The sequence below is a fragment of the Neisseria sp. S1 genome (assembly GCF_048060015.1).
GTDB lineage: Bacteria > Pseudomonadota > Gammaproteobacteria > Burkholderiales > Neisseriaceae > Neisseria > Neisseria arctica.
Genome location: NZ_JBLUPI010000003.1, coordinates 94,926 through 110,252 on the forward strand (window position 1 = coordinate 94,926; position 15,327 = coordinate 110,252).

The window sequence follows — 15,327 nt, forward strand, 5'->3', positions numbered from 1 at the left end:
TATCTATAAAGAGGCCGTCTGAAAAACAATAAGGAAAACAAAAAATGAAACAAATGATGAAAAAAACAGCGGTATTGTTAACCCTTGCCATGTTGGCGGCATGTGCCACTAAAAGTGATGTGAAGCCGGATGGTACTACTGATGAGCCGGTGTTCCCCAAGCCATACTCAGTCACTTTCAATAAAGACCGCGGTACGTTCCCTACTGCAGATGAGTTATCCAACGTTAAAGCGGGTATGACTAAAGACCAGCTATACAAACTATTAGGGCGTCCGCACTATGACGAAGGTATGTTTGATGTGCGGGAGTGGGATTATTTGTTCCATTTCCACACGCCCGGTCAGGGTACTGACAATGTAACGACTTGTCAGTTTAAAGTAATTTATGACAACAAAAAATTTGCCCGCAGTTTTTTTTGGAAAGCCGTAGATCCGGTGGATGCCGTTTGTCCTCCTAGTGTCGGCAATCAAAATACCGAGCGCTTCAGTTTGTCTGCCGACGCTTTATTTGTATTCGATAAAAGCGGTGCCGGTGATATGAATGCTGAAGGGAAAGCGCGATTGGATGAGCTTGCGGAAAAAATCAAACAGTTTGACCGTTTGAAAGCCATACGTATTACAGGGCATACCGATCGTTTGGGTGATGCAGGCTATAATCAAATTTTGTCGGAACGCCGTGCTGAAACCGTACGCCGCTATCTGATCCAGCGTGGTGTACCGGCCGGAATTATGAGCGCCCAAGGTGAAGGAGAACGCCGCCCGGTAGAGAGTTGCAGTAATGCTTTGGGGCGTACAGAATTGGTCAGCTGTCTGCAACCTAACCGCCGAGTAGAGGTTGAAGTAGATGGTTCCGGGCGTTATTGATTTAGCCTTTAGTTTTTAAAAAAAGCCTTCCGCATTTTCGGAAGGCTTTTTTGATAAAAGCCGGGCGTTCTAAAATCGAATATAAAAATTATTTAGGCGGCTTATACGATTTCATATTATTTGAATGTAGAAAATAAATTGAGTATCAAATGGATATTTGATATGTCTAACAAAAAAGATTACGTTGATCTGGGTGCCTGTATCTAAACTGTATTTTTTAAAATTGTCATATTGCAATTAAAATTGGGAGTGTATAACGTTTAGATAAACCTTGGTTAGGCCGTCTGAAAGGTGTAGAATATGCCCCGTTTCCATTACCAAGACCTGCGATAATGGTGCAGGCATTCACTATGGACCTTCCCGGTTTATTATCTATACCTCACAGAACAACAATGTAATCCCCGCCTAAATACGCCCCCGCAGCGCATCGGCGGGCGGAGTATTTATGAGCATCGAACCGCAAAACACACCTGTATCAGAAATCGATCTCGAACGCTTGCCATTGGATATTGCCCGTATCCATGAGCTGGCGGAATCTTTATTGCCTGTTTACAGCCAGATAGAAGAAAACCTGCCGCTGCCGGATGAAGCCATGAATCAGGCTTTGGTAGAGCTGATAGAGTTGATGCACGAGCTGCATCCGGCCGACGTCGCTACGGTGCTTGAATCACTGCCGCAAAAAGAGCGGATGCTGGTGTGGCACTTGGCCGCTCCCGAAGAAGACGGCGAAGTATTGTTGGAAGTATCCGATGCCGTGCGCGAAACCCTTATCGAAACCATGGATAAGGAAGAGTTGTTAGCGGCGGTTGAAGATTTGGATGCCGATGAGCTGGCTGAGTTGGCCGATGATCTGCCCAACCAGGTTGTTTACGAAGCCTTGAAAACCCGTGACGAAGAAGAGCGGGCGCAAGTTCAGGCAGCGATGTCGTATGAAGATGACCAAGTCGGCGCATTAATGGACTTTGAATTGGTCAGCATCCGTGCCGATGTAACGTGCGAAGTGGTATTGCGTTATCTGCGCCGGTTTGAAAGTTTGCCCGATCATACTGATAAAATTTTCGTAGTCGACGATCATGATGTTTTGCAAGGCGTATTGCCGATTCGTAAATTATTGGTAGCTGATCCGGAAGAATTGGTTGAAAACGTTATGGCTACCGAGGTGGTACGTTTTCGCCCTGAAGATGATGTCGAAGAAGCGGCACAGGCATTTGAGCGTTACGACTTGATTACCGCGCCGGTGGTAGATGAAAACAAAAAACTAATCGGCCGCATCACCATTGATGAAATGGTAGACGTTATCCGCGAAGAAACCGAAGCCGATATGTTGAACATGGCCGGTTTGCAGGAGGAGGAAGACTTGTTCGCGCCCGTGCTTGATTCGGTGCGCAACCGCTGGATGTGGCTGGCGATTAATTTGTGTACTGCCTTTGTAGCCAGTAGAGTGATCGGCGCATTTGAAGGGTCGATTTCGAAAATCGTTGCCTTAGCTGCGCTGATGCCGATTGTAGCCGGTATCGGTGGTAATTCAGGTAACCAAACCATTACCATGATTGTTCGCGCTATGGCGATGGGACAGCTTTCAGGTATGCGCGCAGGGCGGTTGTTGAGAAAAGAAGTCGGGGTGGCATTAGTAAACGGCTTAATTTGGGGAAGTGTAATGGGCGTGGTGGCGTGGTTGCTGTATGACAGTCCAGGTATCGGTTTTGTAATGGTATCGGCGATGACGCTTAACTTGTTGTTGGCAGCTACGGTTGGCGTGTTGATTCCTGTGTTGATGGATAAATTTGGCAGGGATCCGGCATTAGGCAGCTCGGTGTTGATTACGGCGGTAACCGACTCAGGTGGTTTCCTGATATTCCTAGGTCTGGCTACGATATTCTTATTGTAGGATGGCGTGAAGTATTTGAGTTGTTGCCTGTGTTGTAGGAATGATTTTATTCACTTGATAAGGCCGCCTGAAAACGATATATCTATCGGATATTTGAAATCATCATAATGCCGTCTGAAAATTATTTCAGACGGCATTGTTTAAAGCTTTAATCCCGATGATGCGAAAACATCAGTATTCTGATCGCATTTATACGCAAGGTTATGCGGTTTATGGAAAATAGTTTACTTTGCTCAGAAAATTATCTGAATTTTCATGCGTTTGAGAGGGATAAACAATTTTACCAATCAGGGTTCCGTATCCGGTTGAGAGGAATATGGAGACCGTCTGAAAGTATATTTATGATGGAAAATTCTACAACTATCTCCCAATGGCTGCGAAATTGCCCTTTGCCTAAGCTCGAAGCCCGCATGCTGTTGCAGCATCAAACTAGTTATACGCCGGCTCAATTAATTACCCGTGATCAAGAAGTGTTGAGCGGGCAGGTATTGCAAAATTTATCCGTATGGGTAGAGCGTCGTTTGAATGGTGAGCCGATGGCTTATATTTTAGGGGTGTGTGAATTTTACGGCAGAATGTTTGCCGTTTGCCCTGATGTATTGATTCCCCGCCCGGAAACGGAACATTTGGTTGAGGCCGTTTTGGCACGGTTACCTGAAAACGGATATGTGTGGGATTTGGGCACGGGCAGCGGCGCAATTGCTGTTACGGTGGCTTTGGAGCGCTCAGACGTTTCGGTACGCGCATCCGATATTAGTGAGAGGGCATTAGCAGTCGCTGCACAGAATGCCGCAACACTTGGAGCGAAAGTAGAGTTCGCCCATGGTTCGTGGTTCCAAACCGACAGGCCGTCTGAAAAATTTTGCTATGATGTGATTGTGTCTAACCCGCCTTATATTGAAGCGGGTGATCGGCATTTACAACAAGGTGATTTGCGGTTTGAACCACGGCATGCCTTAACCGATTTTTCAGACGGCCTCAGCTGTATCCGCATATTGGCAGAAGGTGCACCGGATTATTTGAAGCCCGGCGGTTGGTTGTTGATAGAGCACGGCTTCGACCAAGGGGAGGCAGCCCGGGCAATTTTTTCTCAGGCAGGATTTCAAGAGGTACAGACCTTACCTGATTTGGCGGGATTGGATAGGGTTACGGTAGGGAGGAAAGTATGACTTTATGTATTGTGGTTATGTAATTTTAAATGTGCAATGCTATAATTTTCAAAGTGATGTGTGTTTGATTTATTTTTATTTGATGAAAAAAGGATGATATATGAGAAAGTTATTTGTTGCGGGAACGGTAGCTACACTGTTTATGTTGTCTGCGTGTGGAGGTGGTAGTGGTAATGGCGGAGGTGTTTCTACGGAAGCTACACCTACAAGTAAAGGTTATATTTCAAGTATTGTTTTACCGAAATCTGATGCTAGTAATGCATATATAAAGATTGATGGTAAAACCTATAGTCTTGATAATGGAGTAATTGGTATTTCAGGGTATTCTAAAGGATTGAATCGATTAGATTTTGAATCCAGCATGAGTTCTAATGGCAAAAACTACCAACAATCTCACACGGGAAAAGCCTATTTATATAAGCAAAATTATTCAGTGGTATTGGGTGCTGATGACCAATATGTTTATACAAGCTCAGCTGATGGTAATAAAAAAGAACCAGGAGAAGGGTTTACCATTGATTTATTGCAAGGTAAACAGACTTCTATAGAGGCGCTGCCTACTAAAGGCCGCTATACATATAATGGAGGGGCTTTTCATAAAGATGAAGAGGGCAAGCTCACTTATACTGCGGACTTTGATACGATGCGTGGTAGTGGCAGCATTACCGGAATGCCTACTTTTGGTAAAGTGACGCTTAAATCTGCTGAAATTACACAGGTAGAAGATCAAGAGGAGGATTTCAAGGGTGTAGGTGTTGAGGATGGTGTTGCGGTAGCGGAAAAAGTCGGAAGCGGTACATACGACTTATATTTCTTTGGCCCGAAGGCTGAAGAAATTGTTGGAGTTACAACATTAACTCGCCCAGGTGATCCCAAATTGGAAACCGAAGAGCAGGAATTTGAAATCGGTATTGCCGGTAAACGATAAGCTATGAAGCTTTAAAAGTATGATAAAGCCGTCTGAAAATTTTCAGACGGCTTTTAATTTTGAATGAAAAAAACTTTATTCCACCCGTTGCCAAGTTTGGGTACGACCCAGCGCGGAGATACCCAAATAACCACGTACTTTTAGGGAGTTCCCGCCATTAGTTAATTCGGCTTTCGCGCTATAGGTTTTACCGCTTTTCGGATCGAAAATTTTGCCCTCTTCATAGCTGTTGCCGTTGGCTTTCAAACCGCGTAATACAGTCATTCCGATGAGCGGTTGGGGTTTACTGCAACCCGGGCACTCATTCTTTACCCCGTCGGCCAGTGAAACAATGCGGCCGTTAAATGTGTTGCCGTTGCTGCTGATTTGGACAACGGCTTTGGGTTTGCCGGTAGCGTCGTCGATGGTGCGCCACTTTCCCTCGATGCTTTGGGCAAATGCCAGCGGGCTGACAAGGGCAGACAAAATAATTAATTTCTTCATAACTTCTCCTTTTAAGACAAGACTTTGTTTTGGTCTTGTGAAACTAAGCATAATCAAAAATATTCATTAGGTGAACTACTCTATTGAGTATAAATGGTAATGAAAAACAAAGCATAAAAATATTTACCCAATTTGAGGGAGGTGCAGCTTCTATGTTTTGAAAATAACGGGAAAAAAATAAGATAGAAAAGAGGTAGTCGACGGAGGCTGGAAAGTTTATGAAAACAATTCCATGTGATTTTCAGTGAGCGAGTTATCTGAGATTTTTAAAAAATAGTAAGTTGTAACATTCGGTTTATACTTTTCGGTAAAGCGGTATTAAAACTTTGCTAAGATTGTTTGTATGAGTATGTTTTGTGTGCATAATGCCGACGTTGGCACCGATCAAGGTGCAAAAAGACCTTTCAAACAGGAGAAATACATGAAATTGCATACCCGGTTAACCGCTTTATTTACAGCTGCAACAATGGCTGCTGCTCCGCTGGCCATGGCGGAAATGAACCGTACCCAAGCAACGATTGTCGGTGCAGCCGTAGGCGGTGTGGCAGGCAGTACTATCGGCGGAGATATGCAGTCGACTCTGATCGGTGCGGCAGCGGGAGGATTATTGGGTAACCTGCTGGCAAAAAACAACAGCAACTACACCCGCGAAGGCCGCTATAACGACCGCTACTACTACGGAGGCCGTGAGTTTAAAAACCGTAAAGATTATGAGGCTTATCGCGAGGCGGTACGCCGCGATATGTTGAGCGGAAAAGAGGCCGACCGTTATCAGGAATATCGCACTTACCGCTCCCAAAAAGTAAAAAATCGCGGTAACAGTGCATATGGCAAGCAACAATGGAAAAACGGTAAAGGGCATCATAAAGCACGTTTTTCAGGAAAACACGGACATAACGGTCACCGTCATTGATATTTCCACCGGTGTTAGGACTACAAAAGAGAGCTTCGGCTCTCTTTTACGTTTTCGAACCATGGTTGTGGCAAGGGGAAAGAAAACGGATAAATGGAGGAGATGGTGTTTTATAGCTTGGGATTTGCCCTTAAATAGCAGTTACGCGAAATATGATATAATTGCGAGTTAATTTATCTGCCTAATTTCAGGAACCAATATGAGCTTAAAATGCGGTATCGTCGGCTTGCCTAATGTCGGCAAATCTACCTTATTCAATGCCTTAACCCAATCAGGTATCGAGGCGGCCAACTATCCTTTCTGTACCATCGAGCCAAATGTAGGGATTGTCGAAGTGCCCGATCCGCGCATGAACGAACTGGCGAAAATCGTTAATCCGCAGAAAATGCAGCCGGCCATTGTGGAGTTTGTGGATATCGCAGGCCTCGTTGCCGGAGCAAGTAAAGGCGAAGGTTTGGGCAACCAGTTTTTGGCTAACATCCGCGAAACGGATGCCATCGTAAACGTGGTACGCTGTTTTGATGATGACAACATCGTGCACGTGTCGGGCAAAGTTGATCCGATTGCCGATATCGAAACCATCGGTACCGAGTTGGCATTGGCGGATTTGGCCAGTGTGGAAAAAGCTATCGTGCGTGAAGGCAAGCGCGCCAAGTCGGGAGATAAAGACGCGCAAAAGCTAGTAGCACTATGCGAAAAACTGCTGCCGCATCTCAATGAAGGCAAGCCTGTTCGTTCGTTTGGTTTGGATGCCGAAGAACTGGCTATGTTGCGCCCGCTGTTTCTGCTGACGGCCAAGCCCGCCATGTATGTCGGCAATGTATCGGAAGACGGCTTTGAGAACAACCCGCATCTGGAGCGCCTCAAAGAGCTGGCTGCTAAAGAGAATGCGCCTGTTGTGGCCGTGTGTGCTGCAATGGAAAGTGAAATCGCCGAGTTGGAGGACGAAGAGAAAGCCGAATTTCTTGCAGAAATGGGTTTGGAAGAGCCGGGTTTGAACCGCTTGATCCGCGCCGGATACGATTTGCTCGGTTTGCAAACTTATTTCACTGCCGGCGTAAAAGAAGTTCGGGCTTGGACCATCCGTAAAGGCGATACCGCGCCGCAGGCCGCCGGTGTTATCCATACCGATTTCGAACGCGGGTTTATCCGTGCCCAAGTGATTGCATACGATGATTTTGTATCGCTCGGCGGCGAGGCTAAAGCCAAAGAAGCCGGCAAAATGCGTGCCGAGGGTAAGGAATATGTGGTGCAAGACGGGGATGTAATCCACTTCTTGTTTAATGTGTAGGGTAAATTGATTAATTACTGACTGGCATTAAGTAATTTTTTCAAAATATTTATTTTGGTCCGCCTATATTGATAATATATAAATTAAATAGGGATTAAAATATAAAAGGATTAAAAATGTCTGTAATCCAAGATCTCCAAGCGCGTGGTTTGATCGCGCAAACTACCGATATTGAAGCGCTGGAAGCGCTGTTGAATGAACAAAAAATCTCCCTTTATTGCGGTTTTGACCCGACGGCCGACAGTCTGCATATCGGCCATTTGCTACCAGTACTGGCTTTGCGCCGCTTTCAATTGGCAGGGCATACGCCCGTGGCTTTGGTGGGCGGTGCCACCGGTATGATCGGCGATCCGAGCTTTAAGGCTGTGGAGCGCAGTTTGAATACTTTGGAAACCGTTCAAAGCTGGGTGGAAAGTATCCGTAGCCAGCTTAAGCCGTTTTTGAGTTTTGAGGGCGATAATGCCGCCATTATGGCCAATAATTACGATTGGTTCGGCGGTATGGGTTGTTTGGACTTTTTGCGCGATATCGGCAAGCATTTTTCAGTAAATGCCATGTTGGCGAAAGAGTCGGTGAAGCAACGTATCGAACGCGATGATGTCGGTATTTCGTTTACCGAATTTTCCTATGCCCTTTTGCAAGGCTATGATTTTGCCGAGTTGAACAAACGCCATGATGTGGTATTGCAAATCGGCGGCTCAGACCAATGGGGTAACATTACTTGGGGTATCGATACCACACGCCGTCTGAATCAAAAACAAGTATTCGGCTTAACGTTGCCGCTGGTAACCAAATCAGACGGCACGAAATTTGGTAAAACCGAAGGCGGTGCGGTATGGCTCAATGCTAAGAAAACCTCGCCTTACCAGTTTTACCAATTTTGGCTGAAAGTAGCAGATGCCGATGTATATAAATTCTTAAAATACTTTACTTTCTTGAGTGTTGAAGACATTGATGCCATTGAGGCGGCCGATAAAGCCAGCGGCACCAAGCCTGAAGCGCAGCGTATTTTGGCCGAAGAAATGACCCGTTTGATTCACGGTGAAGCTGCACTGGAAGCCGCACAGCGTATTTCTGCAAGTTTGTTTGCCGAAGACCAGAGTAATCTGACCGAAGCTGATTTCGAACAGTTGGCATTGGACGGCCTGCCTGCTTACGAAGTGAGCGGAGAGCTGAGTATCGTGCAGGCTCTGGTACAAAGTGGATTGGCAAAATCCAACAACGAGGCTCGCGGTTTTGTAGCGCAAGGTGCTGCAGTGGTAAATGGTGCCAAGGTTACTGAAGACAGCTATATTTTGGCTGGTAGCGACAAACGTTTCGGCAAATATACGATTGTGCGTCGCGGTAAACGCAACCATGCTTTGTTGGTTTGGGCATAATTCCGTTTTGTCTAATGAAAGGCCGTCTGAAAGTTTTCAGACGGCCTTTTAAATCAAAGCTTTTTATAAAATATGATTAATGGATATGGCGGATAGCTGAAATGTAAGGCCAAGATTTTCAATAGGAAAGGTATATTGATGAACCACTACACCAGTATCGGCTTGCCCCTTGCAGAGCAAGTGCATTTCGAAGAAGTTCTGCCGCGTGTGTTGGAAGAAGCCCAAACTTTGGTCAACGGCAGTTGCCTCACTTATTATGTGTATACGGACTCAAGTATGGCGCAGCTTTGGTTGGGTGCAGATGAGAAAGGCATTGTGAGCTTCGAACCGTTTTTTCAAGGAAAAATGCAGCGGTGTTTGTATCTCGATAGTATTTATCCTGCGGAAAATGGTACGGCTCTGATTAGTGCGTGGCCGTCTGAAACGGCTCAGCAAGGAAATATAGTTTTTAGTGTGCCTGATGGCGATGCTCTGAAAGAAAACCAAATCGGTAAAGCCGCACAAGTGCTGTTGGCGGCATTTGCCGAAGATGTTCGAGTATTTGCAGATGACCAAACCTATCAAAGTGCTTCAGAGAAGCTTAACCACCTTGTAGGAAGCTGGCGGCAGGCTGAGCAAAATGGGGGTGAAGCCTATATATTGCTTACGGGCGTAGTGGAATCGGTAGAAAAGCGGTTGAATGAATTCGGTGGAAAGCCGTTTTATCATTTGGTTCTTGACGTTGAAAACGGTTTGCTTGATGCGGTTGCCGATACGGCGCTATTAGAGGTAGAGCCGCGGAAGGGAAACATAGTACAAGGTTTGTTTTGGCTGGGTGGCCGGGTGATTGAGGCCGTCTGAAATAGCGGCTGTGCAAAATCGTACTTTTTAACTATTCTCTGCTTTTAATACCGGTGTATCCGGAAGCACAAAGATTAATTGTGGCTCAGATGCGCGGGCAATGAAAATAAATTTTTTGAAATTCATGCCTTGGTTTATTAATAAAAATGCCGTCTGAATTTTCAGACGGCATTTTGCGGAGGTACAGATTAAAACAGATTTTCAGTCGGTTCGATATCCGGCTGGGGCGAGGTTTCAGGCTTGGTATCCTGAGATTCTTCGGGTGTTACCGATTCGGGCTGGCCGGATTCTGCGGATTTGGCTGTAGAGGATACGGGCGTTGCCGCCGGGGTAGGATTAGCCGGAGTAGAAGCAGGTGTCTCGGGAATTGTAGCTTCCTCGTCTACTTCAATAGCACTGCCCGAAGGCAATACTTCATCTTTTACCGGTGCGGGTTTGGGTGCTGCTTTCGGTTGGCTGAGCGCATTGCTGCCGCTAGTCCATGCTAGTGAACGTAATTGTCCTTTTACTTTTGAAGCACCGGGGACACAGGTTAAACAGTTGATCATGCCTGTACGGTTGCGTAGAACGGCTTCTACTCTTTTAGTATTTACGGTTTTACCGTATTTTTTCGCCCACGCATTGATACTCTTGCGTAGGGCAGCATTATCTAAATTCTTTTTATTGTATGGATCGCGGTAAGCGGCTAACCAAAGATTATTATTATCATCGCTGTTGAGCGATGCCATTTGGTAGATTACCGAAGCAGGGCTTCCGCTGGTAATGGTTTTGGCAAACTCCAAGGCGTCGGGAGATTTCATGCGTACGCAACCGTGGCTGCGCACCCCGGGAACGCTGCTGGGGGCATTGGTTCCGTGGATACCCAAACCTAGTTTTGGATCTCCCATGCGGACAAATACCGGGCCAAGGGGATTATCTGGCCCCGGAGGGATAGTTTTAACACCGTCATTGCGCGTTTTTTGGATACTTTGAGGGATATACCAAGTAGGGTTGAATGCTTTGGGGCCGATTTTATGTTCGCCTAATACGGTTTGTGTGGCAGCTTTGCCTACCGCAATCGGATAGATTTTAGTCAGCTTGCCATCTGTATAGAGGAACAGGCGCAGCTGCGGTATGTTGATGACTACATGTTGGCCTTGGTTAATTGGAGAAACGTCCGGGAGTGGGGTGTTTGTATTGGCTAATGCGCTTGCGCCAAGTACGGCGGAAAGTAAGCCGAATCCTAATCTTTTCATTGTTTCGAAACTAAGTTCTAATGTTATAAACAGTTTGAAATCATACCGTAAAAAAATTTTTTTTGTGAGAAAATATCAGTTTCGGCCACAGCATAGGTTAAATGTCTGAGGCATTTTTATAGTTCGGATCATTATTACTATGGAACAATCATCAACAGATTGTGCGCTTCAGGTTGCACATGTTCATGCTTTAGATTATGAGGGAAGAGGTGTTGCAAAAGTTGGCGGTAAAGCTGTTTTTATAGAAGGTGCGTTACCTCGTGAGGTAGTTGCATTTCATGTGGTTCGCAGCAAAAAGCAATTTGATGAGGCGCGAGTAGTAAAGGTGTTAAAAGCTGCACCGGCAAGAGTGGTTCCGCAGTGTCGTCATTTTGATACATGTGGCGGATGCGTGTTGCAGCATGCTGATTTTAATGCCCAGGTCGCTTATAAACAGCGTTTGTTGGAAGATCAATTATGGCGCCTTGGTAAAGTTCGTCCGAAGAAACTATTGCCTCCTATATACGGACAGCCTTGGCATTACCGCCATCGGGGCAGGTTATCTGTTGGGTTGGATGATGAGGGTAAAGTAATCTTGGGCTTTAAGGCGCGGCGTTCGCATCAAATCGTTAATATAGATGGGTGTTTGGTCTTGCCTAAACATATTTCCGAAGCGCTACCCGTGTTACAAGCATTGTTGCAGAATTGGATGTCTTATGGTGTTCAAACGGAGGGAGTAGGTTTTTCAGTAGGCGAAGGGGTAAATATTTTTACTATTTATTCACTTAGGAAACCTATACGGGCTTTATTGGAGAATTTGGAGCAATGGCTAAACAAGTTACCTGAAACCGGTTACCCGTGGCAATTCCGTATTCGAATAAAGGGTAGGGAGGGGGAAATATGTTATCCCGAAAATGCTCCGTCTCTTTCATACGGCTTGCCGGATTTCGGGGTTGTTATGCCTTATGATCCTGAAAATTTTACTCAAGTAAATCCGGTGATGAATGCTTTGATGGTGTCGCGTGCGATCACTCTGCTTGATCCCCGCCCCGGCGAGCGCATTGCAGATTTATTTTGTGGAATGGGGAATTTTACATTACCGATTGCTGCTTCGGGAGTAGAGGTGGTGGGAATTGAAGGCTTGGATTGCTTAGTTCGTCAGGCAAGGTATAATGCTAAAATTAATGGTTTTTTAAGTAATATTAAATTTTATACGGAAGATTTGTTTAAGACGAATGCGGCAAGCTTAGCTGCGTGGGGATATTTTGATAAAATTTTACTCGATCCGCCCCGAAGTGGTGCTCAGGCTGTCGTATCTGCTTTGTGCAAGCCTTACTTGCCACGCAGAATTGTTTATGTTTCTTGTAACCCTTCGACTTTAGCTCGTGATGCGGGTATTTTAGTTGCAAAGGGGTATCGTTTTGAGGCTGCGGGGGTGATGAATATGTTTTCCCAAACAGCCCATATTGAAGCAGTTGGCTTGTTTGAGTATGAAGCCATATAAAGCTATATGTAATTGGGTTGTGAAGGTTTTGTGATCGACTGTGCTATGCTAATATGCTAGCTGGAAAAGCTATATGCCATTGCACTGGTTTTTAGGCAGGATATTTCATATTAAGGCAGTTTTGTAAGGGTGTGGAAAATTTAGTATTTTACATATGTTGGTGCTTTATGCCTTTAAAGTGTGTTATCTGTAAAATTTATTTCGGAATATGCTCATTGGGGGTGTAAACTCTAACAATCATTCGCAGTGATACAGAGGCCTTAAAGCGGCGCAGGATGTTTAGATGACTATAATTTGTATCGGGAGATACTTTTGGATTATTCACTTTTAATTATTCTGCTGGCACTTCTATTGCTGGTTTTGTTGTTTGTGCGCCACAAACAAAACAAAGCGGCTAATGGAGGAGTAAAGTCAGCCAAAGGGGCAGCGCCTAAACGTCAATCAATACAGCCACAGTCAAAAGAAACGGGGGACGAGTGGCTGGAAACCATTCATCAAACGGTTGAAGAAACCAATGAGCAAGAGTGGGAATGGGAAGGTAGCAGCGCTGAAGGATTAACAACATCGGTTTCGGCTCAAGAGGTAGATCCGTTAACTGAATATCAGGTTTACAAGCAATTCGGCTATGAGGATAAGGCGGCGGCTTCTTTAGCGGGCTATCTTAACCATCTTGATGAAGAGGCACCTGAAAAGCTGGTGCATGAGTTGGTTGGCTTGAGTTTGCGCGCAGGCAATTTTGACTTGCTGGCGGAAACATTAGGTCGTCACCGCAATGCTCTGTCTCAGGATAGCATGGCCGAATATATCAAAGCGGGTTTGATTGCAGAGTCTACCCACTTACCTTTGCGTGTTTTGGCCGAGCGAGAGTTAGGTTGGGGTATGCAGGAGGTATCGCGTCAGATTGGTGAACAAACCGGTTTGGAGGAGATTACTCAGCCTGCATTAACAATAGGTGTAAATAAGCAGGCGACTGAGGGGTATAGCAAACGTATACCGATCGTTACCGGTAATTTGGATGTGGGCAATGTAAGTGAAGAAGAGTTAGGTGCCGTAATGGGTTTTGTCCGCCCAGATAAGAGCGCTAAGATTCTCAAAAATAAAGTAGACTATGAAACAGCCTTGCAGCAATACAACCGTGCTATTCAGAAGTCTGAGAAGCCTGCCAGCCTCATTATTGATGCACTACGTTTGGATTATCAGCATGAAGAAGTAGGCCAATTCGCCAAACATTTGTGGCGATTGTACTATTCGTTGGGTCAATACGGTCGCCAAGTAAAAGAGCGTATGCTCGGTTGGGGTTATAGTCTCGGTTATCATGAAGTATTTGATGATTTGGAAAAAGGTCCCAATGAACAGCAAGTACGTGAAATAGGCTTGGCAAAAGGCTACTTACAGCCTTCAGCCAGACAAATGAAAGCTCACTATCGTGACTTGGTTCAAAAAGATACTTCTTTGATCAGTGAAAATGCAACGCCAGCGGAACAAGCCGTGAAGGAAGTTGAGTCGCTTTTGATGTATGGTCAATTAGATCAAGCGATTGGCATGTTGGAGCAGGCGGTATTGCAGTATTCTCAAGAGTCTCAGCTTTATATTATGTTGTTTGATTTGTATGAGCGCTCTGAAGATTGGGTGCGCTTGGAGCAGTTTTTACGTATTCTCAAAGAGTGGGTTGACAGCCTGCCTGAGGAAGTGGTTTTGGCTATGAGCCAGCTGTTGCAGCGTGTAAACCAGAGAAATAAATAATAAAAGAGTGCTGAATAAATGGAAAATCAATTACCAAAAGTAAAAACCATACGGGTAATGTTACAAGAAATGGGTGAGCAACAGGACGCTGTCTTCCGGATGGCGTTTAAGATGCATAATACTACCAATTATGAAGTAGTCAGCTCAGAGTCTGAGAATAAGCCCGATATGATCCTAGTGGATACTGATACTGATAACGGTATGCAGCGTTGGGAATCTCTTCGCAGTGAATATACCGATATTCCTGTAGTAATGTTCTCTGAAAAAGAGCCGAAAGTTACGGCTCCTTACTTACCAAAGCCAATTAAATTTGAAACATTATTTCCTATCTTACGTAGTTTGGCTCAAGGTGGGAACATATTTGATGTCGAACAGCATGCACGGGATCGGCAGGCTGCTGCTGAAGGTGCGGGGGTGCGTAAGACGGCTATCCGTCGCTTTAATCCACAAAGAGGTCTTTTAGGTGCATTGAAAGCAGCAAGCCAAGGTCATCAGGATGTTGCTATTCTGCATGAGGGTAAGCCAGTGCTGATTGTATTTCCCAGCATTCAGCGTGTATTACTAACCGTTAGTGCGACTGATCTGGAAAAACTTAGCCAAGATGATAAATTACATGTCGTGTGCAAGGCAGTGCCTGATAATCCGCAATGGAAAGAAAAAGCAAAAGTGACTATTATGTCGTGTTTGTGGCAAATGGCGATTTGGACGGCACAAGGCCGATTGATTTACCCTATGACGCCGAGTACGGTATTTACGCTTAAACGTTGGCCGAATTTAACACGTTTGGCTCCAGTTCCCGAATCAATGCGTTTATCGGCATTTTTAACTAAAACATCGGTGAATCTGAATATTCTTTATAAAGTAATGCCGGTTGAAATGACTGATATTCTTAATTATTTAGCCGCAACATCAGTAACCGGATTTTTGGTAACAGATGATCAAATTGCAGGTAAAGAAGCTACTGATAATAATATTGGCGGTAGCGTAGACGTTAGCAGCAATGTGCCCGACAATCAAATGTCACAAGATGCGGAAAGGGTGGTAAGCCCGTCAGCAGAGCAACCACGCGGGTTGCTGCAGCGCTTAATGCGTAAGTTATTTGGCAAATAAGC

12 protein-coding genes and 2 pseudogenes are annotated in these 15,327 nt (G+C 45.2%); 12 read left to right on the top strand and 2 right to left on the bottom strand.

The genetic code is table 11. The features are described 5' to 3' along the window. Window positions 1-44: 44 nt before the first annotated feature. From ACEPPX_RS03220 to ACEPPX_RS03240, 5 genes and pseudogenes are all read left to right on the top strand, one after another. Window positions 45-455 (top strand): annotated as a pseudogene (locus tag ACEPPX_RS03220) (outer membrane protein assembly factor BamE); the annotation flags it as partial. An 81-nt stretch (window positions 456-536) separates the two neighbouring features. Beyond that, window positions 537-863 (top strand): annotated as a pseudogene (locus ACEPPX_RS03225) (OmpA family protein); the annotation flags it as partial. A gap of 445 nt (window positions 864-1,308) precedes the next feature. Continuing rightward, window positions 1,309-2,751: a magnesium transporter gene (mgtE, locus tag ACEPPX_RS03230; protein ID WP_047760903.1), complete on the top strand. Its 1,443-nt coding sequence runs from the start codon at window positions 1,309-1,311 to the stop codon at window positions 2,749-2,751. A 344-nt stretch (window positions 2,752-3,095) separates the two neighbouring features. After that, the gene (gene prmC / locus ACEPPX_RS03235; RefSeq protein WP_416623012.1) at window positions 3,096-3,920 is read left to right on the top strand and encodes a peptide chain release factor N(5)-glutamine methyltransferase; all 825 of its coding nucleotides are present in this window, start codon (window positions 3,096-3,098) and stop codon (window positions 3,918-3,920) included. Window positions 3,921-4,020: 100 nt separating this feature from the next. Beyond that, the gene (locus ACEPPX_RS03240; protein ID WP_416622918.1) at window positions 4,021-4,848 is read left to right on the top strand and encodes a factor H binding protein domain-containing protein; all 828 of its coding nucleotides are present in this window, start codon (window positions 4,021-4,023) and stop codon (window positions 4,846-4,848) included. Between the two features lie 75 nt (window positions 4,849-4,923). Here the strand turns inward: ACEPPX_RS03240 and ACEPPX_RS03245 are convergent, their stop codons facing one another. Further along, complete coding sequence (locus ACEPPX_RS03245; protein WP_416622919.1) at window positions 4,924-5,331, bottom strand: DUF2147 domain-containing protein; 408 nt, start codon at window positions 5,329-5,331, stop codon at window positions 4,924-4,926. A 421-nt stretch (window positions 5,332-5,752) separates the two neighbouring features. Between ACEPPX_RS03245 and ACEPPX_RS03250 the strand changes: the two genes are divergently transcribed. From ACEPPX_RS03250 to ACEPPX_RS03265, 4 genes are all read left to right on the top strand, one after another. Beyond that, window positions 5,753-6,244, top strand: a complete 492-nt coding sequence (locus ACEPPX_RS03250; protein WP_416622920.1) for a glycine zipper 2TM domain-containing protein — start codon at window positions 5,753-5,755, stop codon at window positions 6,242-6,244. 199 nt (window positions 6,245-6,443) lie between these two features. Continuing rightward, complete coding sequence (gene ychF, locus ACEPPX_RS03255; protein ID WP_416622921.1) at window positions 6,444-7,535, top strand: redox-regulated ATPase YchF; 1,092 nt, start codon at window positions 6,444-6,446, stop codon at window positions 7,533-7,535. Window positions 7,536-7,651: 116 nt separating this feature from the next. Beyond that, on the top strand, window positions 7,652-8,914 hold the full coding sequence (tyrS, locus tag ACEPPX_RS03260) for a tyrosine--tRNA ligase (RefSeq protein WP_416622922.1): 1,263 nt from the start codon (window positions 7,652-7,654) through the stop codon (window positions 8,912-8,914). A 138-nt stretch (window positions 8,915-9,052) separates the two neighbouring features. Beyond that, window positions 9,053-9,754: a hypothetical protein gene (locus tag ACEPPX_RS03265; RefSeq protein WP_416622923.1), complete on the top strand. Its 702-nt coding sequence runs from the start codon at window positions 9,053-9,055 to the stop codon at window positions 9,752-9,754. Between the two features lie 188 nt (window positions 9,755-9,942). Here ACEPPX_RS03265 and ACEPPX_RS03270 read toward each other — a convergent pair whose 3' ends face one another. Then, entirely contained in the window at window positions 9,943-10,989 is a 1,047-nt protein-coding gene (locus ACEPPX_RS03270) for a L,D-transpeptidase family protein (RefSeq protein ID WP_416622924.1), read from the bottom strand. 139 nt (window positions 10,990-11,128) lie between these two features. Here ACEPPX_RS03270 and rlmD point away from each other — a divergent pair, with 139 nt between their 5' ends. From rlmD to ACEPPX_RS03285, 3 genes are all read left to right on the top strand, one after another. After that, complete coding sequence (rlmD, locus tag ACEPPX_RS03275; protein WP_416622925.1) at window positions 11,129-12,472, top strand: 23S rRNA (uracil(1939)-C(5))-methyltransferase RlmD; 1,344 nt, start codon at window positions 11,129-11,131, stop codon at window positions 12,470-12,472. 312 nt (window positions 12,473-12,784) lie between these two features. Beyond that, complete coding sequence (locus ACEPPX_RS03280) at window positions 12,785-14,215, top strand: 23S rRNA methyltransferase (RefSeq protein ID WP_416622926.1); 1,431 nt, start codon at window positions 12,785-12,787, stop codon at window positions 14,213-14,215. Between the two features lie 18 nt (window positions 14,216-14,233). After that, window positions 14,234-15,325: a response regulator gene (locus ACEPPX_RS03285; RefSeq protein ID WP_416622927.1), complete on the top strand. Its 1,092-nt coding sequence runs from the start codon at window positions 14,234-14,236 to the stop codon at window positions 15,323-15,325. The last annotated feature ends 2 nt before the right edge of the window (window positions 15,326-15,327 follow it).